Annotated in this window: 18 protein-coding genes; 12 read left to right on the forward strand and 6 right to left on the reverse strand. The window is 68.6% G+C overall.

Annotated features, from left to right (window positions below; translation table 11 throughout):
- The first annotated feature begins 8 nt into the window (after window positions 1-8).
- The 4 genes from ptsP (at window position 9) to pgi (ending at window position 7,446) form a co-directional block, all read left to right on the forward strand.
- Window positions 9-2,888 carry a phosphoenolpyruvate--protein phosphotransferase gene (ptsP, locus tag ACZIYR_RS14480; protein WP_483527176.1) on the forward strand — a complete coding sequence of 960 codons (2,880 nt, stop codon included), beginning with the start codon at window positions 9-11 and terminating at the stop codon, window positions 2,886-2,888.
- Entirely contained in the window at window positions 2,888-3,868 is a 981-nt protein-coding gene (gene pfkB / locus ACZIYR_RS14485) for a 1-phosphofructokinase (RefSeq protein ID WP_483527177.1), read from the forward strand. Before ptsP ends, pfkB begins: the two co-directional genes overlap by 1 nt.
- Window positions 3,865-5,607 carry a PTS fructose-like transporter subunit IIB gene (locus ACZIYR_RS14490; protein ID WP_483527178.1) on the forward strand — a complete coding sequence of 581 codons (1,743 nt, stop codon included), beginning with the start codon at window positions 3,865-3,867 and terminating at the stop codon, window positions 5,605-5,607. The genes pfkB and ACZIYR_RS14490 overlap by 4 nt, the downstream gene beginning before the upstream one ends.
- Window positions 5,608-5,763: 156 nt before the next feature.
- The gene (gene pgi, locus ACZIYR_RS14495; protein WP_483527179.1) at window positions 5,764-7,446 is read left to right on the forward strand and encodes a glucose-6-phosphate isomerase; all 1,683 of its coding nucleotides are present in this window, start codon (window positions 5,764-5,766) and stop codon (window positions 7,444-7,446) included.
- A 325-nt stretch (window positions 7,447-7,771) separates the two neighbouring features.
- Here pgi and ACZIYR_RS14500 read toward each other — a convergent pair whose 3' ends face one another.
- Genes ACZIYR_RS14500 through zwf form a run of 3 tightly spaced genes read right to left on the reverse strand, consistent with a single transcriptional unit; the run spans window position 7,772 to window position 10,637 of the window.
- The gene (locus tag ACZIYR_RS14500) at window positions 7,772-8,434 is read right to left on the reverse strand and encodes a bifunctional 4-hydroxy-2-oxoglutarate aldolase/2-dehydro-3-deoxy-phosphogluconate aldolase (protein WP_483527180.1); all 663 of its coding nucleotides are present in this window, start codon (window positions 8,432-8,434) and stop codon (window positions 7,772-7,774) included.
- Window positions 8,435-8,467: 33 nt separating this feature from the next.
- Window positions 8,468-9,142 carry a 6-phosphogluconolactonase gene (gene pgl / locus ACZIYR_RS14505; RefSeq protein WP_483527181.1) on the reverse strand — a complete coding sequence of 225 codons (675 nt, stop codon included), beginning with the start codon at window positions 9,140-9,142 and terminating at the stop codon, window positions 8,468-8,470.
- Window position 9,143: 1 nt separating this feature from the next.
- Window positions 9,144-10,637, reverse strand: a complete 1,494-nt coding sequence (gene zwf, locus ACZIYR_RS14510) for a glucose-6-phosphate dehydrogenase (protein ID WP_473034460.1) — start codon at window positions 10,635-10,637, stop codon at window positions 9,144-9,146.
- 219 nt (window positions 10,638-10,856) lie between these two features.
- Between zwf and ACZIYR_RS14515 the strand changes: the two genes are divergently transcribed.
- The gene (locus tag ACZIYR_RS14515) at window positions 10,857-11,720 is read left to right on the forward strand and encodes a MurR/RpiR family transcriptional regulator (protein WP_473034461.1); all 864 of its coding nucleotides are present in this window, start codon (window positions 10,857-10,859) and stop codon (window positions 11,718-11,720) included.
- Window positions 11,721-11,743: 23 nt separating this feature from the next.
- Here the strand turns inward: ACZIYR_RS14515 and ACZIYR_RS14520 are convergent, their stop codons facing one another.
- Window positions 11,744-12,406: an ArsR/SmtB family transcription factor gene (locus tag ACZIYR_RS14520; RefSeq protein ID WP_483527182.1), complete on the reverse strand. Its 663-nt coding sequence runs from the start codon at window positions 12,404-12,406 to the stop codon at window positions 11,744-11,746.
- Between the two features lie 114 nt (window positions 12,407-12,520).
- Here ACZIYR_RS14520 and ACZIYR_RS14525 point away from each other — a divergent pair, with 114 nt between their 5' ends.
- From ACZIYR_RS14525 to ACZIYR_RS14540, 4 genes are all read left to right on the forward strand, one after another.
- Entirely contained in the window at window positions 12,521-12,874 is a 354-nt protein-coding gene (locus ACZIYR_RS14525; RefSeq protein ID WP_483527183.1) for a carboxymuconolactone decarboxylase family protein, read from the forward strand.
- 108 nt (window positions 12,875-12,982) lie between these two features.
- Entirely contained in the window at window positions 12,983-13,840 is an 858-nt protein-coding gene (locus tag ACZIYR_RS14530; RefSeq protein WP_483527184.1) for a putative selenate ABC transporter substrate-binding protein, read from the forward strand.
- A 12-nt stretch (window positions 13,841-13,852) separates the two neighbouring features.
- Entirely contained in the window at window positions 13,853-14,626 is a 774-nt protein-coding gene (locus ACZIYR_RS14535; RefSeq protein ID WP_473034464.1) for an ATP-binding cassette domain-containing protein, read from the forward strand.
- Window positions 14,623-16,140, forward strand: coding sequence for a PhnE/PtxC family ABC transporter permease (locus ACZIYR_RS14540; protein ID WP_483527185.1), 1,518 nt, complete (start codon window positions 14,623-14,625; stop codon window positions 16,138-16,140). Before ACZIYR_RS14535 ends, ACZIYR_RS14540 begins: the two co-directional genes overlap by 4 nt.
- Here the strand turns inward: ACZIYR_RS14540 and ACZIYR_RS14545 are convergent, their stop codons facing one another.
- Window positions 16,141-16,512 (reverse strand): RidA family protein, encoded by a 372-nt coding sequence (locus ACZIYR_RS14545; protein WP_473034466.1) that lies wholly within the window; start codon window positions 16,510-16,512, stop codon window positions 16,141-16,143. It lies immediately after the preceding gene.
- 243 nt (window positions 16,513-16,755) lie between these two features.
- Entirely contained in the window at window positions 16,756-18,258 is a 1,503-nt protein-coding gene (locus ACZIYR_RS14550) for a carbohydrate porin (protein WP_473034467.1), read from the reverse strand.
- 349 nt (window positions 18,259-18,607) lie between these two features.
- Here ACZIYR_RS14550 and ACZIYR_RS14555 point away from each other — a divergent pair, with 349 nt between their 5' ends.
- From ACZIYR_RS14555 to ACZIYR_RS14565, 3 genes are read left to right on the forward strand one after another with little or no spacing between them, the layout of a single operon-like run.
- Complete coding sequence (locus ACZIYR_RS14555; protein WP_483527186.1) at window positions 18,608-19,879, forward strand: ABC transporter substrate-binding protein; 1,272 nt, start codon at window positions 18,608-18,610, stop codon at window positions 19,877-19,879.
- A 15-nt stretch (window positions 19,880-19,894) separates the two neighbouring features.
- Window positions 19,895-20,875 carry a carbohydrate ABC transporter permease gene (locus tag ACZIYR_RS14560; RefSeq protein WP_483527187.1) on the forward strand — a complete coding sequence of 327 codons (981 nt, stop codon included), beginning with the start codon at window positions 19,895-19,897 and terminating at the stop codon, window positions 20,873-20,875.
- Window positions 20,872-21,714 (forward strand): carbohydrate ABC transporter permease, encoded by an 843-nt coding sequence (locus ACZIYR_RS14565; RefSeq protein ID WP_483527188.1) that lies wholly within the window; start codon window positions 20,872-20,874, stop codon window positions 21,712-21,714. Before ACZIYR_RS14560 ends, ACZIYR_RS14565 begins: the two co-directional genes overlap by 4 nt.
- Window positions 21,715-21,892 lie beyond the last annotated feature (178 nt).

Here is a 21,892-nt window from a genome sequence, read left to right on the forward strand (position 1 = left end):
AAAGTCCCATGCTGACCCTAAGCCAGGACGACATCCTGCTCGGCTGCGAGGCCCAGGACTGGCACAGCGCCCTCGATAGCGCCGCCGAGGCCCTGCAGCAGGCCGGCCTCACGGCCGCTGGCTACCGCGACGGCCTGCACGCCCGGGAGGCCCAATCCTCCACCTTCCTCGGCAATGCCATCGCCATCCCCCACGGCACCCCCGAGAGCCGCGAGCACGTCAAGGCCACCGGGGTGCGGGTGCTGCAGTTCCCCCGCGGCATCGACTGGCACGACGGCAACCGCGTCCATGTGCTGGTCACCATCGCCGCCCAGAGCGACGAGCACCTGGGCATCCTGCGCCAGCTCACCCATGTGCTGGACCGCGAGGGGGTCTCGGAACGACTGGCCGCCGCCGATTCCCGCGCCGAGATCGCCGGACTGCTGTCGAAGGCGATGGTGGAGGCACGCCTGGATGCCGATACCCTGTGCCTGGGCTTCCCCGCCCGGGACAGCCACGAGCTGGCGCTGGCCGCCGCCGCGCGGCTGCGTCAGGCCGGCTGCGTGGAGAGCGCCTTCGTCGCCGAGGTGGCCGACCAGGCCCCCCGTCCCCTGGGCCAGGGCCTCTGGCTGGTGGCAAGCGACAAAGGCGTGATCACCCCGGCCCTGGGCCTGGCCACCGCCGAGGGCCGCCTCGCCGCCGACAATAATGAAAGACTGGCCGGGGTCTTCTGCCTGGCCGCCCAGGGCGAGGGCCACCTAAACCTGCTGGAGCGACTCGTCACCCTGCTGGAGAGCGGCGGTGCCGACGACCTGGCCGGGGCCGATGCCGCCACCGTGCTGGCCCGGCTGGCCGGCGAGAGCGCGGCCGCCCTCACCCGCCGGGTGCGGGTGCTCAATGCCCATGGCCTTCACGCCCGCCCCGCCAAGCAGCTGGTCCAGGTGGCCCGCGCTCAGGAGCTACCGATTCGGGTGCGCCTAGCCGAGGGCGGTGGTGAGGCGGTCTCGGCCACCAGCCTGACCAAGGTGATCAACCTCGGCGCCCGTCGCGGCCAGCTGCTGCAGTTCTCGCTGGAGGGCGACGACACCCCGGCGGACGAGGCCGAGCGCGCTCTGGAGACCGTCTGCCGGGCGGTGACCGAGGGCCTGGGCGAGGCGGTGGCGCCCTTCGACGAGAGCCGCGAGCACCAGCTGCCCGAGCCCGAAATCACCCTCGAGCCGCTGCCCGACAACGCCCCGCAGAGCGCAGTGGCCGCCTCCCCGGGCCTGGCCATCGCCCCGGCCTTCGTGCTGCGCACTCCGCGCTTCACGTACCCCGAGCGGGCCAGTGATCCCGCCGCCGAGAACCGCCGCCTGGAGGCGGCGCTCCACGAGGGTGCCGAACAGCTCGAGGCCCTGGTGCGCCAGGCCCGCGGCGGCGAGGTGGCCCAGATCCTCTCCATGCACGAGGAGATGCTCAGCGACCCCGAGCTGCACCAGGCCGCCCGCGAGGGCATCGCGGAAGGTGCCTCCGCCGAGGCCGCCTGGTGGCACGCCATCGAGACCGCCGCCCACGCCCAGGAGATGCTCGCCGACCGGCTACTGGCCGAGCGCGCCGCCGACCTGCGCGACGTGGGCCGCCGGGTGCTGGGCATTCTGTGCGACGTCGCGCTGCCCGAGCCGCCGGACGCCCCCTATGTGCTGGTGGCCGACGACCTCGGTCCTTCCGACGTGGCCCGCCTGGATACCGCCCGGGTGCGCGGCCTGCTCACCGCCCGCGGCGGCGCCACCGCCCATAGCGCCATCCTGGCCCGGGCGCTGGGCATCCCCGCCGCGGTGGGCGCCGGCGAGCGGGTGCTGACGATGGCCAATGACACCCTGCTGATCCTCGACGGCGACCGGGGGCGCTATACCGTGGCGCCCTCCGAGGAGCGCCTGGCGAGCGCCGAGCAGCGCCTGGCCGACCAGCGCCGCCGCGAGGCCGAGGCGTGGGAGGCCCGCCACCAGCTGGCCCAGACCCGCGACGGCCACCGTGTCGAAGTGGCCGCCAACCTGGGCAACACCGCCCACGCCGCCGATGCCGTGGAGCGCGGCGCCGAAGGGGTCGGCCTGCTGCGCACCGAGTTCATCTTCATGGCCCATGCCGCGATGCCCGACCTGGCGACCCAGGTCGAGGAGTACCGCGAGGCCACCGACGCCCTGGACGGTCGCCCCCTGGTGGCCCGCACCCTGGACGTGGGCGGCGACAAGCCGCTGCCCTACTGGCCGGTGCCCAAGGAGGACAACCCCTTCCTCGGCCTGCGCGGCATCCGCCTGGCGCTGACCCGCCCCGAAGTGCTGGAGACCCAGCTGCGCGCCCTGCTGATGGCCAGTGTCGGCCGTCCGTTGCGCATTATGCTGCCCATGGTCAAGGACCTCGGCGAGTTCCGGCAGGCCAAGGCGATCTACGACCGCCTGCTGGAGGAGATTCCCAAGACCGAGCGCGCCACCGACGTGCAGCTCGGGGTGATGATCGAGGTGCCCTCCGCGGCCCTGCTGGCCCCGACGCTCGCCCCCGAGGTGGACTTCTTCTCGGTGGGCACCAACGACCTGACTCAGTACACCCTGGCCATCGACCGTGGCCACCCGGAGCTCTCCGCCCAATCCGACGGCCTGCATCCGGCGGTGCTGCGGTTGATCCAGATGACCGTCCAGGCCGCCCACGCTCAGGGCAAGTGGGTCGGGGTCTGCGGCGAACTGGGCAGTGACGCCACCGCGGTGCCGGTGCTGGTGGGCCTCGGCGTCGACGAGCTCTCGGTGAGCGCCCGCCAGGTGCCGCTGGTCAAGGCGCGTCTCTCCGAGTTCGATCTCGAAGAGGCCCGCGCCCAGGCCGAGCTGGCCCTCGCCCAGCCTACCGCCGAAGCGGTGCGCGACGCCCTGGAGGTGCGCTGATGGCCCGGATCCTCACCCTCACCCTCAACCCCGCCCTCGACCTGTCGATCGGCCTCGAGCGGCTCGTCCCCGGGGAGGTCAACCGCACCCGGGAGACCCATCTCGAGGCCGCCGGCAAGGGGGTCAACGTGGCCCGGGTGCTGGTCGCCCTCGGCCACGAGGTCGCGGTGTCGGGCTTTCTCGGCGCCGACAACGACGGCCCCTTCCTGCGCGCCTTCGAGGCCCTGGGCGTGGAGGACGCCTTCCTGCGCGTGCCCGGCGAGACCCGCATCAACGCCAAGCTCGCCGAGGCCGACGGGCGGGTCACCGATATCAACGGCCCCGGCGCCACCATCGACCAGGGCGCCTGGCAGCGCCTGCTGGCCTGGCTCGACGCCCGCCTGGCCAACGCCGAACGCCGTCCCGATGCGGTGGTGATCGCCGGCAGCCTGCCCCCCGGCGTCTCGCCCGCGGGGCTCGCCGAGCTGATCGCCCACCTGCGCGGCGACGGCCTGCCGGTCTGGGTGGACACCAGCGGCGAGGCGCTCGGCCAGGCCATCGAGGCCCGCCCCACCGCGGTCAAGCCCAACGAGCACGAACTGGCCGACTGGGCCGGCCAGCCCCTGGAGGGCTTCGAGGCGCGCCTCAAGGCGGCGCTCCGGCTCTACGCGGTCGGCGTCGAGGAGGCGCTGATCTCGGCGGGTCCCGCCGGGGTGCTGTGGGTCAGCGGACGCGGCGCCTGGCAGGCGGTGCCGCCGCGTCTCGAGGTGGCCAGCACCGTGGGCGCCGGCGACACCCTGCTCGCCGCCCTGCTCCACGGCGTGGTCGAGGGCCACACCCCGGAGCAGACCCTGCGCCTGGCCACCGCGCTCTCCGCCGAGTCCGTCCGCCATGTGGGCGTCGGCAATCCCCGCGCCAGCGACTTCCCCCACCTCCAACAACAGACCCGCGTGCGTCGTCTGAATGACGTCGATACCCACGCGGAGGGAGCCATCGCATGAACGTCATCATCGTCACCGCCTGCCCCAGCGGCATGGCCACCACCTTCCTCGCCGCCCGCCGCCTGGAGCAGGCCGCCCGGCGCCTGGGCTGGACCCCCAGCGTCGAGATGCACGGCGAACTGGCGCCCCCGGCGCCGCTCTCCGCCGAGGCCATCGCCGCCGCCGACCTGGTGGTGGTCGCCGCCGACCGGGTCCCGGCTCCCCAGCGCTTCGCCGGCAAGCCGCTGTTCCAGGCCACCATCGACCAGGCCCTGCCCGACCCGGCCGCCTTCCTGGCCCGCGCCGAGCGCGAGGCCGCGCCCTTTACCCCGCCGGTAGAGGTCGAGCCCCCGGCCGCCGCTCCGGACGGCGCCCGGATCGTCGCAGTGACCGCCTGCCCCACCGGGGTGGCCCATACCTTCATGGCGGCCGAGGCCCTGTCCGAGGCCGGCAAGGCGCTGGGCCACGAGATCCGCGTGGAGACCCAGGGCTCGGTAGGCGCCCAGGACAAGCTCACCGAGGAGGAGATCGCCGCCGCCGACCTGGTGATCCTGGCCTGCGACATCGAGGTGGACCCCACCCGCTTCGCCGGCAAGCGCCTCTACCGCACCTCCACCGGCAACGCCCTGAAGCAGGCCCAGGCCACCATCCAGGCGGCCCTGGCCGATGCCGAGGTGGAGAGCGCAGACACCTCCGCCAAGGGCGAGGCGCCGAAGGGCGTCAAGGAGAAGGGGGTCTACAAGCACCTGCTCACCGGGGTCTCCTTCATGCTGCCCATGGTGGTGGCCGGGGGACTACTGATCGCGCTCTCCTTCGTGTTCGGCATCGATGCCTTCGAGCAGGAGGGCACCCTGGCCGCGGCGCTGATGCAGATCGGCGGCGGCACCGCCTTCGCGCTGATGATCCCGGTGCTGGCCGGCTATATCGCCTACTCCATCGCCGACCGCCCCGGCATCGCCCCGGGGATGATCGGCGGCATGCTGGCGGCCAACATCGAGGCGGGCTTCCTCGGCGGCATCCTGGCCGGTTTCCTGGCCGGCTATGTGGCCCTGGCGGTGGCGCGCCACGTCAAGCTGCCGGCCAGCGTCGAGTCGCTCAAGCCGATCCTGATCATCCCGCTGGTGGCGAGCCTGGTCACCGGCCTGACCATGATCTACGTGATCGGCGAGCCGGTGGCGGCCATCATGGCCGGCCTGACCGGCTTCCTGGCCGGCATGGACGCCACCAACGCCGTGCTGCTGGGCATCCTGCTCGGCGCCATGATGTGCTTCGACCTGGGCGGGCCGGTCAACAAGGCGGCCTACACCTTCGGCGTCGGCCTGCTGGCCTCCCAGACCTACGCCCCCATGGCGGCGATCATGGCCGCCGGCATGGTGCCGGCCATCGGCATGGGCGTCGCCAGCTTCGTGGCCCGGCACAAGTTCTCCGAGCCGGAGCGCGAGGCGGGCAAGGCCTCCTTCGTGCTGGGGCTGTGTTTCATCAGCGAGGGGGCGATTCCCTTCGCCGCCAAGGACCCGCTGCGGGTGATCCCGGCCTGCATCGTCGGCGGCGCGGTGACCGGCGCCCTCTCCATGTGGGTCGGCGCCCAGCTGATGGCTCCCCACGGCGGCATCTTCGTGCTGCTGATCCCCCATGCCATCACTCCGGTACTGCTCTACCTGGCCGCCATCGTGATCGGCTCGCTGATCACCGGCCTGGGCTATGCTGCGATCAAGCGCGGCGCCACCCCGGTGGCGGTGGGCGCCAGTGCCAACGCCTGAGCCCCAGGGGCAGGCCGCCGGCCTGCCCCGCACGAATGTTTTATTAACAATCCCAGCTCGAACGTCACGGCGCTATTGCTTACCATCTCCTTTTATGTAGTATTTTTACATAAATTCTCCATTCAGCGCCCCTGACCCACCACACCGGATCGCCTTATGTTTCAACTGACCCGCAGCGTCACCTGGCAGGCACTCACCCAGCTCCACGAGCAGACCACCAACGATCGTATCCGCGACTATTTCGCCGCCGACCCGCAGCGCTTCGAGAAGATGAGCCTGCGCGTGGGCGGCCTGTTCCTCGACTACTCCAAGCACCAGGTCTCCGAGGCGGTGCTGGCCAAGCTGCTGGAGCTGGCCGACCACTCGGCGCTGGTGCAGCGCCGCGCCCAGATGTTCTCCGGCGACATCATCAACGTCACCGAGAACCGCCCGGTGCTGCATACCGCCCTGCGCAATCAAGGCGAGGGCCCGCTGATGGTCGACGGCCAAGACGTGATGCCGGAGATCCAGCGCACCCGCGAGCAGATCAAGCGCTTCTCCGAGGCGGTGCGCAGCGGCGAGTGGAAAGGCTACAGCGGCAAGCGCATCAAGGACGTGGTCAATATCGGCATCGGCGGCTCGGACCTGGGCCCCAACATGGCCTGCCGGGCGCTGCTCAAGTACCGCCACTCGGAGCTCAGCTTCCACTTCGTTTCCAACGTCGACGGCGCCCATATCCAGAAGGTGCTGAGCCGCCTCGACCCGGCCACCACCCTGTTCATCGTCTCCACCAAGACCTTCTCCACCCAGGAGACGCTGCTCAACGCCAAGACCGCCCGGCGCTGGTTCCTGGAAAACGCCGGCGAGGATGCCGACGTGGGTGCCCACTTCATCGCCGCCTCCACCAACAAGACGGCGGCCATGGCGTTCGGCATCCGCGAGGAGAATATCTTCGAGTTCTGGGCTTGGGTCGGCGGGCGCTACTCCATGTGGTCCTCCATCGGCCTGCCCATCGCCCTCTCCATCGGCTTCGACGGCTTCATGGAGCTGCTCGAGGGCGCCTATGAAATGGACCAGCACTTCCTCACCGCCCCCTTCGCCGAGAACATGCCGGTGCTGATGGCGCTGATCGGCATCTGGTACATCAACTTCCACGGCGCCGAGACCCAGGCCATCGTGCCCTACGACCAGGCGCTGCATCAGCTGCCCGCCTTCCTCCAGCAGCTCGACATGGAGTCCAACGGCAAGTCGGTGGATATCTTCGGCCGCCCGGTGGACTACAAGACCGGCCCCATCGTCTGGGGCCAGACCGGCTCCAACGGCCAGCACGCCTTCTTCCAGCTGCTCCACCAGGGGACGCGCTACGTGCCCATCGACTTCATCGCCTCGCTCAAGCCCGAGCCCGGCATGGAGGAGCACCACTTCGCCCTGCTCACCAACATGCTGGCCCAGGCCAACGCCTTCATGGAGGGCAGCCATGGTGGGCAGGACAGAGGCGATAGCCAGCTCGACCCCTACAGCTGCCCGGGCAATCGGCCCTCCAGCGTGCTGCTGCTCGACGAGCTGACGCCCAAGAACCTCGGCGCACTGATCGCGCTGTACGAGCACAAGGTGTTCGTACAGGGGGTGATCTGGAACATCAACTCCTTCGACCAGTGGGGCGTGCAGCTGGGCAAGCGCATCGCCGGCGAGATCAGCGAACGCATCGACGCCCAGAGCCAGGACTTCGACGCCTCCACCCAGGGGCTGCTGGCGCTGGTGCGGGGCCACTTCGGGCGCGACGCCGTCGACGCGCCGGCCGACGCCGCCAGCGACACGTCCCCAACCAAGGCGCCACGCCGCAAGGGCAAGCGCCCCTAGGCTCGCCCCCTCTTCCGATGCCTCTCCGCGGCGGCGATCTCCGGATCGCCGCCGCCCATCCCCAGCGGATACAAAAAATGTTCTTCGCAGGCTGGCGTGAACAGGCTATGTGGGAGGGAGCTTCAGCTCGCGAAGTAGCGCGCAGCGCTACCCATGGGGCGCCTACGTCGCCTTCGCCCGGCAGAGCCGGCCTCCCACCACTAAACCTGCCAAATATGTTCACGCTAAAGTGCGAAGAGTCCAAAAAACCCCGGCCGTGGGGGCCGGGGGAAACGACAGCGCTGAGCTGCCACGAGAGCACAAGGGAAACCGATAGCGGACGATCTTAGTGGTGGAAGCGCTCGGCCACCTCGCGGGCCAGCAGGCGGATGCCGTTCCAGTCTTCGGCGTCGACCAGCGACTTGGGGGTCAGCCAGGAGCCGCCCACGCACATCACGTTCTTCAGCGCCAGGTAGTCCTCGGCGTTGTCCATGCCGATGCCGCCGGTGGGACAGAAGCGCGCCTCGGGCATCGGGCCGGCGAAGGCCTTGAGCGCCTTGACGCCGCCGCTGGCCTCGGCGGGGAAGAACTTGAAGCGACGGTAGCCATACTGCCAGCCGGTCATTAGCTCGGAGATGGTGGCCACGCCGGGCAGCATGGGCACCGGGCTGGTCACGCCGTAGCGGTAGAGGGCCTCGGTGGTTCCCGGGGTGACCACGAAGTCCGCCCCCACCTGCTCGGCCTGACGGTACTGAGCGGGGGTCAGCACGGTGCCCACGCCGACGCTGGCCTGAGGCAGCGCCTCCTTGATGCGGCGAATGGCCTCCAGGGCACAGTCGGTGCGCAGCGTCACCTCCAGCACGCTAAGACCGCCCTCCACCAGGGCCTTGGCCAGCGGCACGGCCTCTTCGATGCGTGCGATGGCCAGCACGGGGATCACTTCCGCCTTGAGGCAGATGCTGTCGAGTTCGGTGGTGCGCGTGGACGGCAGCTGTTTTTCGATGGTCATGATTAGCACTCCAGAAAGTCGGACCGGCAGCGGTCAGGGGGCCCAGTAGACGGCCAGCGGACAGGAAAGAAAGGCGCGAATGGGCAGCTCGCGGATGTCGTCTCCGACGAGCGCGCGCCCCAGCACGGCACGCTTGTCCTCGCCGGTGATATGCAGCAGGTGCCGACGCGCCTGATGCAGCCGGTCGGCGCTGAGGGTGATGCGCGCCTGGGGCTGGCTGGGCGTGCGCACCGCCACCAGCGGTTCAGCGGTAGAGAGCGCCAGGTCGAGCTCGCGGCTGTCGGGGAACAGCGAGGCGGTATGGCCGTCGCCGCCCATGCCCAGGATCACCACGCTGGCCGGCCACGCCAGCCCCGCCAGGCGCTCGGCGACCGCGGCCACCCCCTGTTCGGGAGTGGGGTCGGCGGTGGTCAGGGGCACGAAGTTCGCCGCGGCGGCCGGGCCCTGCAGCAGGTGCTCACGGACCAGACGGGCATTGCTGTCGGCGGCGTCCTCGGCCACCCAGCGCTCGTCGGCCAGGGTCACGTCGATGCGCGACCAGGGCAGCTCGCTCTGGGCCAGCGCCTGGAAGAAGGGCACCGGGGTCGAGCCGCCGGAGACCACCAGCAGGGCACGCGGCTGCTCGACGAGGTCCTGGCGCAGCGCATCGGCAACGGCGCCGGCCAGCTGGCGGGCGAGGGTCGCACGGGGAGTGGCATCGTATGACATCTCAGTAATCCTCATACCAGCTACGACCGTCCTGGGTAATCATGGCGATGGACGCGACCGGCCCCCAGGAGCCGGCCGGATAGCGGCGCGGCGGTTCGTTGCGATCGTGCCAGGCGGCGATCAGGCTGTCGCACCAGCGCCAGGCGTATTCGACCTCGTCGCGGCGCACGAAGAGATACTGCTGGCCCTTCATCACCTCGAGGAGCAGCCGCTCGTAGGCGTCGGGAATCCGCGTCTTGGGGAAGGCGCTGCTGAAGTCCAGGTGCAGCGGCCCGGGGCGCAGCCGCATGCCCTTGTCCAGTCCGCTGTCCTTGGTCAGCACCTGCAGGGCGATGCCCTCCTCCGGCTGCAGGCGGATCACCAGCTTGTTGGCGGCCAGGCCGCGCTGGTCCGGATCGAAGATGTAGTGGGGCTGCTGGCGGAAGTGGATGACGATCTGCGAGAGCTTCTCGGGCATGCGCTTGCCGGTGCGCAGGTAGAAGGGCACGCCGGCCCAGCGCCAGTTGGCCACCTCGGTCTTCATCGCCACGAAGGTCTCGGTGTGGCTGTCGAGGTTGGCGCCCTCCTCTTCCAGGTAGCCCGGCACGGCCTGTCCCTCGCTGGTGCCGGCGATGTACTGGCCACGCACCACGTCGCGCCCCAGCATATCGTCAGTGAACGGCTTGAGCGCCTTGAGCACCTTGACCTTTTCGTCGCGGATGGCGTCGGCATCCAGGTTGGCCGGCGGGTCCATGGCGATCAGGCAGACCAGCTGCAACAGGTGATTCTGCACCATGTCGCGCAGCTGACCGGCCTCGTCGAAGTAGCCCCAGCGGCCCTCGATGCCGACCTTCTCGGCCACGGTAATCTCCACGTGGGAGATGTGGTTCTGGTTCCACTGGGTGCCGAACAGGGGGTTGGCGAAGCGCAGGGCGATCAGGTTCTGCACCGTCTCCTTGCCCAGGTAGTGGTCGATACGGTAGATGCGCGACTCGGGAAAGACCTCGCCGATGGCGTCGTTGATGTCGGCCGAGGAGGCCAGGTCGTAGCCGATGGGTTTCTCGACCACCACCCGGGAGGTCTCATCGAGGCTGCCGCTGGCTGCCAGGTGGTGACAAATGGCGCCGTAGAGCTTCGCCGCCACCGACAGGTAGACCACCATGGGCCGTGGGGCGCCCTCGCGCCACTCGCGGATCGCCGCGTAGCCGTCGCCCCGGGTAAAATCGAGCTGCCGGTAATCCAGTCGGGACAGGAAACGCTTGAGCACGCCGCGGTCGAGCTCATCGGCCTTGACGTGGGTCTTCAGCGCCGCTTCCACCCGCGCCTTGAAGGTCTCCGCGTCGAGCTCCTGGCGCGCCAGGCCGAGCAGACGGGTATGGGAGTCGAGCAGGCCCTCGCGGTCGAGATGAAACAGCGCCGGAAACAGTTTGCGCTGCGCCAGGTCGCCGAGAGCCCCGAACAGCGCCAGGTCGATCTCGGTGCTGGCCTCCCGGCCGGTTCGGTTGAAATGACTCATGCCGCCCCCTATTTAGTTAACTTACCAAAAAAATACCCCAACCATGCGAAAACCTGCAAGCAATATCTGTAACTTTACAACAAAAAGGCGCATCGGCGCGACCGGTTCGCACTCGAATGGCGCTTCGCGCTAGGATAGCCGCTTTGGTGTAGTTAAATCACCACATCGGGACCGCACCCCGTCAACTCCCCTATCGCCGTATGGAGACGCTCCCCCACCATGGCCCATCACGATCTGCTTCAGCGCATTCGCCAACGGCTCGATGAACTCAATCGCTCCGAGCGCAAGGTCGCCGACGTGATCCTCGCCGACCCGGCCCGTGCCACGGGCCTGAGCATTGCCAGCCTGGCACAGGCGGCCTCGGTCAGCGAGCCCACGGTCAACCGTTTCTGCCGCAGCTTCGACGCCAAGGGCTACCCCGACTTCAAGATCAAGCTGGCCCAGAGCCTGGCCGGCGGCACGCCCTATGTGAGCCAGGCGGTGGAGCCTAGCGACGCCGCCGTCGACTATACCCGCAAGATCTTCGGCGCCACCATCGCCGCCCTGGACGAGGCCCGCCGCGACATCGACCCGGCGCGCATCGAGCGGGTAGTGGACTACCTGACCCAGGCCAAGCAGATCCACTTCTTCGGCCTGGGCGCCTCGGGCGCCGTGGCCCAGGACGCCCAGCACAAGTTCTTCCGCTTCAACCTGCCGGTGACCTCCTACGTGGACGTGCTGATGCAGCGGATGATCGCCTCCGCCTGCCATACCGGCGACGTGGTGGTGGTGATCTCCTGGACCGGCCGCACCCGGGAGCTGGTGGACATCGCTCGCCTGGCGCGGGAGAGCGGCGCCGTGGTGCTGGGTATCACCGCCCCCGGCTCGCCGCTGGCCCGGGAGTGCACCGAAACCCTGGAGGTGGCCACCCCGGAGGACACCGACCTCTACATGCCGATGACCTCGCGGATGATTCAGCTGACGCTGATCGACGTGCTGGCCACCGGCGTCACCCTGCGCCGCGGCGAGGACTTCCTGCCCCACCTCAAGAAGATCAAGGACAGCCTCAAGGAGACCCGCTACCCGGCCGGCGGACGCGACTGAGGCCGGGGCGGCTCCCGGCGAGCTCATTCCAGCGGCAGGCCGGCGGCCTTCCACTCCGGGACCCCGTCCTCCAGGCGACGCACACGAAAGCCGCGGCGGCGCAGCAGCTGCACCGCCCGGTGAGACGTTACGCAGTAGACCCCTCGGCAGTAGGCCACGATCTCCTGATCCTTCGGCAGCTGGTCGAGCATCGCCTCCAGCCGTTCGAAGGGCAGATTGATCGCCCCCGGCAGGTGTCCGGCCCGGTACTCCTCCTCACCGCGCACATCGAGCAGGGCGATATCGCCCTGCTCCAGGCGACGCCGCAGCGCTTCCCGGGAGATCGGCTCCAGCGCCTCGCCGTCCGTCTCCTCATCGGCAAACAGCTGACCCACCAGCCGCTCCACCTCCGCCAGGTTGCACTCGGCGATCTCGCGTAGCAGCCCCATCAGCACGACGATCCGCTCGTCGGTCAGCCGGTAAATCATCTGGCGCCCTTCACGGCGCGCCGTGACCAGCCCCGCGCGGCGCAACTGCTGCAGGTGCTGCGAGGCATTGGCCACTGAGAGATCCGCGGCCTGGGCCAGGCTCTCCACCGGCGCCTCGGCCTGGGCCAGGCGCTCCAGCAGCTCCAACCGGTTACCGTTGCTCAGCGCGCGCCCGACCTGGGCCAGGGCATCGTACAGCTCGTGTCGAGAAATCGGCATGGGGATCCTCTGCTTTGTATTGTCCCGATGGTACGCCGCGACTTGACAACCTGCGACACGGCCCTCAATAATTCAATCATTCAATTGAATATACACTAAGTTGAGGAAACCGCCATGCACAAGGACTGGAACAAGATCACCCAGGACCTCTCCGGGCTGATGCAGCGTATCGGCAAGGAAATCCCCGACGTCACCCGGGGCTTTACTCAGATGGCCAAAGCGGCCAACACCGAAGGGGCGCTTTCCCATAAGCAGAAAGAGCTGATGGCACTGGCCATCGGCATCAGCGTGCGCTGTGACGGCTGCATTGCCTTTCATGCCAAGACCGCGGCGGAGCTGGGCGCCACCCGCGAGGAGGTCATGGAAACCATCGGCGTCTGCATGTACATGGGTGGCGGCCCCGCCTTCACCTATGCCGCCCAGGCGCTGGAAGCCTACGACAGCTTCGCCGAGGGTCGGCAAGGCTGACCCTGCGGCTACCGGACGGCTGGCCGCGGCCCGCCCCCCTGGCGGACTTGCTTGGCGGGCCGCGGCGCACAACAATAGCGGCTCCCTGATGCCTAACGGAGTCACCCCATGCGCCGGATCGCCCTCGCCTTCGCTGCCCTCGCCCTGGTCAGCCACACCGCCAGCGCCGAGACCTTCCGCTTCACCGCCATTCCCGATGAGGACCAGGCACGGCTGGTGGAGCGCTTCGGCAAGGTGGCCGACTACCTGGAGGCGCGCCTGGGCGTAGCGGTGGAGTACGTGCCGGTGAAGTCCTACAGCGCCGCGGTCACCGCCTTTCGCAACGACCAGGTGCAGCTGGCCTGGTTCGGCGGCCTCTCCGGCGTGCAGGCCCGCCGCCTGGTGCCGGGCTCCCAGGCGCTTGCCCAGGGCAGCGAGGACGACGCCTTCATGAGCTACTTCATCGCCCACCGCTCCACCGGCCTGGGGATGGCCGACGCGCTGCCCGATGAACTCGAGGGCATGAGCCTGACCTTCGGCTCGCGCACCTCCACCTCTGGGCGCCTGATGCCGGAGCACTTCTTCCGCGAGCGCTTCGACGACATCGACCCCGAGGCCTTCTTCTCCCGGGTGGGCTACTCCGGCGACCACTCCCGCACCATCGCCCTGGTCGAGGCCGGTACCTACGATATCGGCGCGGTCAACTACACCGTGTGGGAGGCGGCCGTGGCCGACGGCCGCGTCGACACCGACCGCGTCGAGGTGATCTGGGCCACCCCGCCCTACCCCGACTACAACTGGACCCTGCGCGGCGACGCCGACGAGCGCTTTGGCGAGGGCTTCACCGAGCAGGTGCGGGCCGCCTTCCTGGAGATGGACGACCCGGCGCTGTTGGCGAGCTTTCCCCGGGAGGCCTTCATCCCCGCCGACAACGCCCTCTACGCCCCCATCGAGGAAGTGGGCGAGGCGCTGGGCCTGCTGCGCTGAGGTCCGAACGTCATGGAGAGCGAGCAACGCCGGCCTCTGGTCGCCTTCGACGCCGAGGACCTGGGCTATAGCGTCAAGGGGCAGGACGACCGGGTGGTGCTGCCCCGCCTGACCCTGCACCTCTTCGCGGGAGAGCGGATCGCCCTGCTCGGCCAGAGCGGCGCCGGCAAGTCGACCCTGCTCGGCGAGCTGCGCACTCGTCTCGGCCGGCAGGCTGCCTGGTGCCCCCAGCACCACGGCCTGGTGCCCCAGCTCGCCGTCTACCACAACGTCTACATGGGACGCCTCCCGGAGCGCTCGGCGCTGGCCAACCTGTGGAACTTGGTGCGACCGCTGGCGCGCCCCTGGCAAGAGGTGGGCGAGCTCTGCACGCTGGTGGGACTCGCCGACCTCGCGCGCCGCCCAGTGGGCCAGCTCTCCGGCGGCCAGCGCCAGCGAGTGGCCATCGCCCGGGCCTTCTACCAGGGACGCGTGGTGTTCCTCGGCGACGAGCCGGTGGCCAGCGTCGATCCCCACCAGGCGCTGCGACTGCTGGCGCTGATCGCGGCGCGTCACACCACCCAGGTGGTGGCCCTGCACCAGCGCGAACTGGCGCTCTCCCACTTCGACCGGGTCTGGGGCCTGCGCGACGGCCGCCTGGTGATCGATGCGCCTGCCGACGAGCTGACCCTGGCCGACCTGGACAGCCTCTACCCGGATGCAACGGCCGGCTCGTCCAGCGTCGACGACGCCACGCCGGCGGCCCCGGATCCCGAGGCCCTGCCCTGCGCCCGGGGTCGCCCATGAGCGAGGCGGCCAGCCCGCCGCGTCACGGCCGTTACTGGTGGCGCGGCCAGAGCACCGGCCTGCGCCTGGCCCGCCACAGCCTGGCGCTGCTGGCGCTGGCCGTGCTGCTGCTGCCCTTCGCCGACCTGGCCGTGCATACCCGGGACCCGTGGGCGGAGCTCGGCCGCATGGCGCTGGGCCTGGCCTGGCCCGCCTGGGGATCGCTGGAATCGCCGCTCTCGGCCATCGGCCTGACCGTGGCGGTGGCGATCTGGGGGACGCTCGCCGGTGTGGTGCTGGGGCTGCCGCTGGCCCTGCTGTTCCTGCGTTCGCGGCTGGTGCGCGCCGGCTGCGCCTTCGTGCGGGCCATCCACGAACTGTTCTGGGCGCTGCTCTTCCTGCAGGTATTCGGCCTCTCGGCGCTCACCGCCCTGCTCGCCCTGGCCATCCCCTATGCCGGGATCTTCGCCAAGGTCTATGCCGAGATCCTCGAACAGCTGCCGCGGGCCCCGAGCGAGTCCCTGCCGCCCGGCACGGGGCGGCTGTCGCGCTTCGTCTACGTGGAGCTGCCGCTGGCCTGGGCGCAGCTCGTTGCCTACACCCGTTACCGCTTCGAGTGCGCCCTGCGCGCCAGCGTGCTGCTGGGCTTCGTGGGCCTGCCGACGCTAGGTTTCCACCTGGAGACCGCCTTTCGCGAGGGGCGCTACCACGAAGCCGGTGCCCTGCTGTGGCTCTTCTACCTGCTGATCGCCAGCCTCCCCTGGTGGAGTCACCGCGCCTTGATCCCGCTGCTGCTGATCGGCGGCGCCTGGCTGCTGGGCCCCTGGCCCAGCGTGGATGGGGGACTGGTGTGGCGCTTCGTCAGTGAGGACATCTGGCCGGCGCCGCTGCTCGCCGGCGACTGGGCGGGCGTGGGGCAATGGCTCGCCCGCCTTCCACAGCTGGGGCCGGCCATCGGCAATACCCTGCTGCTGGGACTGCTCGGCACCGTGGGTGCCCTGGTGGTGGCCATGGTGCTCTGGCCGCTGGCCTGTCGCCATGTCGGCAATCGCGGCACCCGGCTGGCCGGGCACGGGCTGTTGATCTTCCTGCGCTCCACGCCGGAGCTGATGCTGGCGTTTATCTTCCTGCTGCTGCTGGGCCCCTCGCTGCTGCCGGCGTGGCTCGCCCTGGCACTGCACAACGGCGCCCTGATCGCCTTTTTGGTGGCCCGCCACGCCAACGCCATCCAGCCCGGCATGCCGGGGCTGCCGGCCTCGGGCCGGCTGGCCTACGAGCTGGTGCCGCGGCTCTATCCGGGGCTGCTGGCGCTGCTCTACTACCGCGCCGAGGTGATCCTGCGCGAGACGGCGATCCTCGGCATGCTCGGGGTGGCGACGCTGGGCTTCTACATCGAGGAGGGCTTCGACTACCTGATGTTCGACGTGGCCTTCTTCCTGCTCTTGATCACCGCGACGCTGAACATCGCCGTGGACGCCCTCTCGCGGCGGCTGCGGCCGCGGGAGGCGCCCATGGACGATCCCTGCACCCGGTAGTTAGTAGCTGTACTCGCCGATCACCAGGGCGGTAACGGTGATCTCCACCTTCAGCTCGTCGGCGGGCATCGGCGCACAGACGCAGGTACGCGCCGGGGCGTGGCCGGTGGGCACCCAGGCGTCCCACACCGCGTTCATGGCGGCGAAGTCGTGGCCGTCCTTCAGGTAGATCGTCGCGGTCAGCAGGTGCTCCCGGTCGGAGCCGATCTCGGCGAGCAGGGCATCCACGCGCGCCAGCATGCTCTGGGTCTGCTCGGTGATGTCGCCGTGGCGCGCCTCCGGGCCGGCCACCTGGCCGCACAGGTAGGCGATACCGTTGTGGATCACAGCGCGGCTCATGCGCGCCTTGGTGTCGTGGCGAATAATGGTCATGAACACTTCCCTTAGCGGTTATCGACAGAAAGAAAACCTGCCAGCTGAGTGGCAAGGCAGCCAGTATTACCGGATCATGGCGAATAGTCGATACGTTGGCAGCGTCGAGCACCGCACCGAGCGCCACCCGACGACTCGTCCGGCATGGCCGACTGCTGCACTGTATCGAAAAGCCCGTGGCCTGAGCCACGGGCAAAGATCGAAACCGCAAGCAGGGCCCGGCCTCCTGCCGGGCCGTCTCCCTCAGAACCACACTTCGGTCTGGACGCCGAAGCTCCACTGGCCGCCGGTGAAGCCGTCGTCGCCGAAGCTGCCGTTGAACGCGTTCAGCTCGCTATCCCAGTCGGTGTAGGAGGCGAAGAGACGAATCTCGGGGCGCTGCCAGAAGCCGCCCACCTGGGGCTTGAAGGTGGGCGCGATGGTCAGCTTGCCCCAGTTGCCGCTGACAGCGTTGCCGCCCTCACCCGGGTCGAGATCCATGTACTGATAGCTACCCTCGTACTGCATCTCGAAGTTCTGGGTGATCTCGTTGGCCAGGCGCAGGTTGAGCGTCGCCCAGTCGAAGCGGTCGCCGACGGCCAAGCGATCCCGGCTGGTCTCGGCCAGCAGCGCCGGGGCGACGCGCCAGTTGGGGGCCATGTAGGTGGTGCCGTAGACGCCGAGGCGGGTGGCCTGGGCATCCTCGGTCAGCTCGCCGTTGCTGCCGAGTCCCTTGACCTCGGCCCCCAGGCCCTGGCCGTGCAGCAGCGCCACCTTGAAGTTGCCCTCCCCCAGGCCGAAGAAGCTGTCGCCGTGGTAGGCCACCATGGTGTGCCAGCCGCTGTCGGCGGCCGAATAGTCCTCCCCCTCCATGACCCGCTCATCGTTGTCGGCGGCGGAGAGGCCGTTGACCATGAACTGCCAGTTGCCGATGTAATTGTTGGCGGTGAGGATCAGGCTGTCGGTATCGCCGGTCAGGCCCGGGTTCTCGCGACTCACCGGGAAGTCGCTGAAGCTGCGCCCGTAGAGCGAGAGGTTGGCACGCCAATCGTCGGCCAGCTGGATATCGTAGAGCCCCGCCCCGGTACCGGCCAGGAAGACGAAGTCGCTGTCGAGCCAGTGGATATCGAAGTTGTCGCGGTCGAAGCGCTTGCCCGCCCAGATGGAGGCGTTCTCGAAGGCGCCGGTGAAGGAGGGCAGGTCGCTGAACTCGGCGTAGACCTGGCGTACGTTGAGGTTGGCGTCGTCGTTCCAGTCGTTGCTGGTGGTGGTGCCGTCGGCCAGCATGGTGCGGTAGAGCGCCCTGGCACCGTTGTCGAACTGCATGCGGTAGTTAAGGATCGCCTCGGCATAGGTGTCGGGTTCGTTGCCCAGCCGCCCCACGGCGCCGCCCAAGGATCCCGCCGGGGTCACGTAGGGCCCGCCCGGGAGACTCTTGCGATCCTCGCCCAGCAGCAGGCCGGAGCGGGCGTAGACATTGAAGGAGAAGCCCTCCTCGCCGCTGGCCTGGCGCTCGACCCTGGCCAGCCGCTCCTCCACCTGCTCGGCGGAGAGAGCGCCCTCGGCCCCGGCTTCAGCCTGACGCTCGGCAATCTCGGCGCGCTGCTCGGCAGCGGTGGCCCGCTGTTCGGCGGCGGCGATCCGCGCCTCCAGTTCGGCCAGGCGCTGCTCCAGGCCTTGGCCATCGGCACTGGCCGTAGTGCTCAGGGCGAGCCCCGCGGCGGTGATGGCGACGGCGAGCGGTGTCTTGAACATGGCGGTGTGCATGATGATGCGGTCCTCTTGTTGTTATGAAACGAGTTGTTAGGCAACGTGCCGTTAGGGATTGGGTGCGCTGACCCCGGCCGATCTGTATCGATTAAGTTCTGCGCCTCAAAACACCCCGGGGCCGATCGGGGCCGGGTCGAGCGACAAGCCAGACAAAACTTAATCGTTTAAGCCCGATGCCTCAATGTTACCGCCGAAGAATGCAACCAAAGTCTAACGAACGGCATTGCCTGAAGATGACACTTCGACAAAAGTCTAGGTTGATGGCGCCTCGGCCATGGTCTTAACTGTCGCCACGAACTTAATCGTTTAAGACAACCATTTCATAACAACAATCGTGAGGATGCCCATGCTCAAGAAATCCCTGCTCTCCGCCATTGCCCTGGGCTCTGCCGCCCTGACCGCCACGGGCCAGGCCCAGGCCGCCGACCTGACCATCTCCTGCGGCGCCGTGGGTGCCGAACTGACCCTCTGCCAGGAGGGCGTGCGCGCCTGGGAGGCGCAGACCGGTCACAGCGTCGATGTCGTATCGACCCCCAACTCCTCCACTGAACGGCTGTCGCTCTACCAGCAGATCCTCTCCGCCAACTCCAGCGATATCGATGTCTTCCAGATCGACGTCATCTGGCCCGGTCTGCTCGCCAACCATCTGCTCGACCTGCGCGAGGTGCTGGGCGATCAGGCCGGCGAGGGGCACTTCCCCACGATCATCGAGAACAACACCGTGGACGGCCGCCTGGTGGCCATGCCCTGGTTCACCGATGCCGGGGTGCTCTACTACCGCCAGGACCTGCTGGAGCAGTACGGCTTCGAGGCGCCCGAGACCTGGCAGCAGCTCACCGAGATCGCCCGCGATATCCAGGACGCCGAGAGGGCAGCCGGCCACGAGCGGATGCACGGCTTCGTCTTTCAGGGTCGCGCCTACGAAGGGCTGACCGTCAACGCCCTGGAATGGGTAGCCAGCTTTGGGGGCGGCAGCCTGGTGGAGCGCGACGGCGAGATCAGCATCAACAACGCGCGTGCCGCCGCGGCCCTGGAGCTGGCCGCCAGCTGGGTCGGTGAGATCGCCCCCAGCGGCGTGCTCAACTACACCGAGGAGGAGGCACGCGGCGTCTTCCAGGGCGGCAACGCGGTGTTCATGCGCAACTGGCCCTACGCCTGGTCCCTGGCCCAGAGCGACGGCAGCGAAGTGCGCGGCAAGGTAGGGGTGACCCAGCTGCCGGCAGGCGCCGATGGCACCAGCGCCGCCGGCCTGGGCGGCTGGAACCTGGCGGTCTCCCGCTACAGCGACAACCCCGAGCTCGCCGTCGACCTGGTCGCCTTTCTCAGCGGCTTCGAGGAGCAGAAGCGCCGCGCCATCGAGGGGGCCTACAACCCCACCCTGGCGGCCCTCTACGAAGACGCGGAAGTGCTCGAGGCGGTGCCTTTCTTCGGCGAGCTCTACGACACCTTCGTCAACGCCGTGGCCCGCCCCTCGGCAGTCACCGGCGACGCCTACGGCCGGGTCAGCAACGCCTTCTTCAGTGCCACCCACGACGTGCTCTCCGGCAGCCGGAGCGGCGAGCAGGCCGTGGCCGACCTCGAGCGCGACCTGTCACGCGTCAAGCGCCGCAACTGGTAATCCGGGAGCCCTCCCATGAGTACGACCGTCGACGATAGCGCGCCCGCCGCGGCGCGCCTACCGGCCAAGGCCTACCGCAGCACCAAGGTGCGCCGCCAGCGCGTCAAGGCCGCCTGGACCTTCCTGGCGCCGATGCTGGTGGCACTGACCCTGGTGGCCGGCTGGCCCCTCGCGCGCACCTTCTACTTCAGCTTCACCGATGCCTCGCTCTCCGACCTGAGCAATGTCTTCTTCGTCGGCCTGGAGAACTACCTGGTCTACGACGACGGCCGCTGGTACGGCGTGCTCGCCGACCCCATCTGGTGGCGGTCGGTATGGAACACCTTCTACTTCGCCATCGTCTCGGTGTCCCTGGAGGTGGTGTTCGGGGTGATCGTGGCGCTGATCCTCAATGCTCAGTTCAAGGGCCGCACCTTCGTGCGCGCCGCGGTGCTGATTCCCTGGGCCATTCCCACCATCGTCTCGGCGCAGATGTGGGCCTGGATGCTCAACGACCAGTTCGGAATCATCAATGAGCTGCTGATGGCGCTGCGCATTATCGCTGAGCCCATCGCCTGGACCGCCGACGCCAGCTACTCCATGTGGGCGGTGATCATGGTCGATGTCTGGAAAACCACCCCCTTCGTCGCCCTACTGGCCCTGGCCGCCATGCAGATGCTGCCCAAGGACTGCTACGAGGCCGCCGAGGTCGACGGCATCCATCCGGTCAGGGTGTTCTTCAAGGTGACCCTGCCGCTGATCACCCCGGCGCTGATGGTGGCGGTGATCTTCCGCCTGCTCGACGCCCTGCGGGTCTTCGACGTCATCTATGTGCTGACCTCCAACTCCACCAGCACCATGTCGATGTCGATCTACGCCCGCCAGCAGCTGGTGGAGTTCCAGGACGTGGGCTACGGCAGCGCCGCCTCGACCCTGCTGTTCCTGATCATCGCACTCGCCACCATCGCCTACCTCTACCTGGGCCGCAAGCAACTCAACCTGGGAGGTGACGCATGACCTCGCGCCAGTTCAACAAGCTCGCCACCCGTGTCGGCTTCTGGCTGCTGGTGGCCTTCGTGGTGGTCGTCGCGGTGTTCCCCTTCTATTACGCCGTGATCACCTCCCTCAAGCCGTCCAGCGACCTCTTCCGGGTCGAGCTGTGGCCATCCACCTGGAGCCTGGCCAACTATGTCCAGGTCTTCACCCAGAAGAGTTTTTTGCAGGCGATCTTCAACTCCATCCTGATCGCCACCAGCGTGGTGTTCATCGCCCTGCTGCTTGGCATCACCGCCTCCTACGCCCTGGGGCGGGTGCGTTTCCGCGGCCGCTCCACGGTGCTGCTGGTGATCCTCGGGGTCTCGATGTTTCCCCAGGTGGCGGTGCTCTCGGGGCTGTTCGAGGTGATCCGGGCGCTGAACCTCTACAACAACCCGGGCGGCCTGATACTGAGCTACACCATCTTCACCCTGCCCTTCACCGTCTGGGTGCTGACCACCTTCATGCGTCAGCTGCCCATGGAGCTGGAGGAGGCAGCGATCATGGACGGCGCCACCCCCTGGGTCACCATCACCAAGGTGTTCCTGCCGCTGATGTGGCCCGCCATGGCGACCACCGGGCTACTGGCCTTCATCGCCGCCTGGAACGAGTTCCTGTTCGCGCTGACCTTCACCCTCACCGACAGCCAGCGCACCGTGCCGGTGGCCATTGCCCTGCTCTCCGGCGGCAGCGCCTACGAGCTGCCCTGGGGCCCGATCATGGCCGCCTCGGTGGTGGTCACCGTGCCCCTGGTGATCCTGGTGATCATCTTCCAGCGGCGTATCGTCTCCGGCCTCACCGCCGGCGCGGTGAAGGGATAGACCCCATGCCAGATTTTCACGGTTTAGTTGCTGAGGGACGCTGGGGACAGGTCGACGCGAAGCTCATTCTTCAGGGATGAAGAATGGAGCGCCCAGGGAAGGGTTTACAGCGTCTTCGCAGAGCGCCTGTCCCCAGGATAGTCCCGAGCCTCAACGCGATCAGCCCCAAAGTCCGTAC

Source organism: Billgrantia sp. NRB1 (assembly GCF_056921725.1).

Coding starts and splice junctions, on each gene's coding strand:
- ptsP (WP_483527176.1), top strand. CDS start 9: ATGCTGACCCTAAGCCAGGACGACATCCTGCTCGGCTGCGAGGCCCAG.
- pfkB (WP_483527177.1), top strand. CDS start 2,888: ATGGCCCGGATCCTCACCCTCACCCTCAACCCCGCCCTCGACCTGTCG.
- ACZIYR_RS14490 (WP_483527178.1), top strand. CDS start 3,865: ATGAACGTCATCATCGTCACCGCCTGCCCCAGCGGCATGGCCACCACC.
- pgi (WP_483527179.1), top strand. CDS start 5,764: ATGTTTCAACTGACCCGCAGCGTCACCTGGCAGGCACTCACCCAGCTC.
- ACZIYR_RS14500 (WP_483527180.1), bottom strand. CDS start 8,434: ATGACCATCGAAAAACAGCTGCCGTCCACGCGCACCACCGAACTCGAC.
- pgl (WP_483527181.1), bottom strand. CDS start 9,142: ATGTCATACGATGCCACTCCCCGTGCGACCCTCGCCCGCCAGCTGGCC.
- zwf (WP_473034460.1), bottom strand. CDS start 10,637: ATGAGTCATTTCAACCGAACCGGCCGGGAGGCCAGCACCGAGATCGAC.
- ACZIYR_RS14515 (WP_473034461.1), top strand. CDS start 10,857: ATGGCCCATCACGATCTGCTTCAGCGCATTCGCCAACGGCTCGATGAA.
- ACZIYR_RS14520 (WP_483527182.1), bottom strand. CDS start 12,406: ATGCCGATTTCTCGACACGAGCTGTACGATGCCCTGGCCCAGGTCGGG.
- ACZIYR_RS14525 (WP_483527183.1), top strand. CDS start 12,521: ATGCACAAGGACTGGAACAAGATCACCCAGGACCTCTCCGGGCTGATG.
- ACZIYR_RS14530 (WP_483527184.1), top strand. CDS start 12,983: ATGCGCCGGATCGCCCTCGCCTTCGCTGCCCTCGCCCTGGTCAGCCAC.
- ACZIYR_RS14535 (WP_473034464.1), top strand. CDS start 13,853: ATGGAGAGCGAGCAACGCCGGCCTCTGGTCGCCTTCGACGCCGAGGAC.
- ACZIYR_RS14540 (WP_483527185.1), top strand. CDS start 14,623: ATGAGCGAGGCGGCCAGCCCGCCGCGTCACGGCCGTTACTGGTGGCGC.
- ACZIYR_RS14545 (WP_473034466.1), bottom strand. CDS start 16,512: ATGACCATTATTCGCCACGACACCAAGGCGCGCATGAGCCGCGCTGTG.
- ACZIYR_RS14550 (WP_473034467.1), bottom strand. CDS start 18,258: ATGCACACCGCCATGTTCAAGACACCGCTCGCCGTCGCCATCACCGCC.
- ACZIYR_RS14555 (WP_483527186.1), top strand. CDS start 18,608: ATGCTCAAGAAATCCCTGCTCTCCGCCATTGCCCTGGGCTCTGCCGCC.
- ACZIYR_RS14560 (WP_483527187.1), top strand. CDS start 19,895: ATGAGTACGACCGTCGACGATAGCGCGCCCGCCGCGGCGCGCCTACCG.
- ACZIYR_RS14565 (WP_483527188.1), top strand. CDS start 20,872: ATGACCTCGCGCCAGTTCAACAAGCTCGCCACCCGTGTCGGCTTCTGG.